The sequence below is a fragment of the Stenotrophomonas sp. 05L414_2 genome, assembly GCF_056397905.1.
In genome coordinates this window covers 1-1669 of record NZ_JBFTOJ010000306.1, presented here as the reverse complement: position 1 = coordinate 1669, position 1669 = coordinate 1, and the positions used below count along the sequence as shown (strand labels likewise).

Here is a 1669-nt window from a genome sequence, read left to right as displayed (position 1 = left end):
GCTATGCATCGGCCAAGGCAGCCGTGATCCAGTTCTCGCTGGAGTCGATAGCCGGAAGGCTTGAAGAGTATAGCATAATACGTAGTATTCCGGCTATTGGAGCTAACTCAGCTGTCAGAATCATAGCAGAAATTGGGAACATTCAGAGGTTTGACAACAACAGACAGTTGAATGCCTATACAGGTATTGATATTAGGCGGTATCAATCCGGGAAGTTTATAGCTAAAGACAAGATTAATAAACGCGGCAATAAACACCTACGTAAAATAATGTATCTAACCGTTCAGAACATGATTAGACAGCGACGATTTGGTGGAAATCACATCGTTGAGTACTACGATAAATTAAAAACGCAACCCTATAACAAATGTCATAAGGTTGCCTCCATCGCATGTGTAAACAAGTTATTGAAAACGATCTTCTTTCTTGTCACACATAATCAAAACTACGACTACAGGTTGGCTCCCTAGTACARTCGTAGCATCAGTTTAACATACTAAAGCCTTATGAAAAATCGAAAAATCACTAGGCTTTATTCGGCATGGTCCAATTTATCAAAATAATATCAGAGAGTTAAGAAAGTTATTATAGATACTTGACTAATCGTAAGAAACATACTAAGATTAGTAGTGCAGACCAAGGCATTGGTTCGTACTACTATTTTTTTATATAGTAGAGGTGAAGAATAGGTCGGGCAGCTCTTTGGATCTTGAATCCGTAAAAAAAACTGACCTACTTCACAACCTTATTTGAATCAGGTTTAAGTATGTTGGATCCTTTGAGATCGTGTATAAGAAATGGGAATCAATAAGGCTAATGTGAAGACTTCAAAACACATAGGGAGGGAGAACATGAAACATGTCATCGCCTTTGATATTAGTATGGGAAAGAGTTATATGGTTGTCTATAACGCGCTGAAAAAATGTCAGTTGGAAAAGGAAATTGCRCACAATCGTCCGGGATTTATGGACCTTAAAAAGTTAATTGATGACTTAATTGAAGGATATGATGAGCAACCTCATATCGTATTTGAATCTACAGGAGTCTATTCAAGAACACTGGAACGTTTCATGCAAGAGAACAACTATAGTTATTGCCTATTAAATCCCTTGGAAGCAAAACTCCAATGTGATTCCTTACGGATTCACAAAACGGACCGAAGTGATGCACATCGATTGGCACTCACACACTTTACGCACGAAAGACGGATTGAAACAGATTCAAATGATGTTTACCGTCAGTTAAAACGATTATCGAGACACTACAGCGAATTGGATGATGAATTGAGCGTCACCCGCAGTCGATTGCATAAGGTCGTCCAGGAAACATTTCCTGAACTCGAGAATATCTTCACGACCAAGTCTGAACTGTTCCTAAACGTAGTACAATTATACCCTCATCCAGATCTAGTCTTGAATCATTCAAAAACAATCATTAAAAATCGAATACTCGCAAACACAAATAAACGAATGGCAGTAAACAAAGCAGAGGAAAAAGCTGTTGAATTAATAGAGGCCGCAAAGCAATCTTACCCCGCCGCGTCTTCAACAGATGTGGTTTGTGATCAAGTTCGTGTATATGCTAAACGGTTTCAAGAGCTTCTCCTTCAGAAAGAACAATGTATCAGTAAAATGGAGTCGATAGCCGGAAGGCTTGAAGAGTATAGCAT

The 1669-nt window shown here is 38.8% G+C and carries 2 protein-coding genes; both read left to right on the top strand.

Annotated elements, in window-relative coordinates; genetic code table 11:
* Positions 1 to 470: transposase (locus AC1DJN_RS21870; RefSeq protein WP_478040250.1), on the top strand; the 470-nt coding region annotated here is incomplete at its 5' end.
* Between the two features lie 381 nt (positions 471 to 851).
* Positions 852 to 1669, top strand: an 818-nt coding sequence (locus AC1DJN_RS21865; RefSeq protein WP_478040248.1) for an IS110 family transposase, incomplete at its 3' end; no start/stop codon positions are given.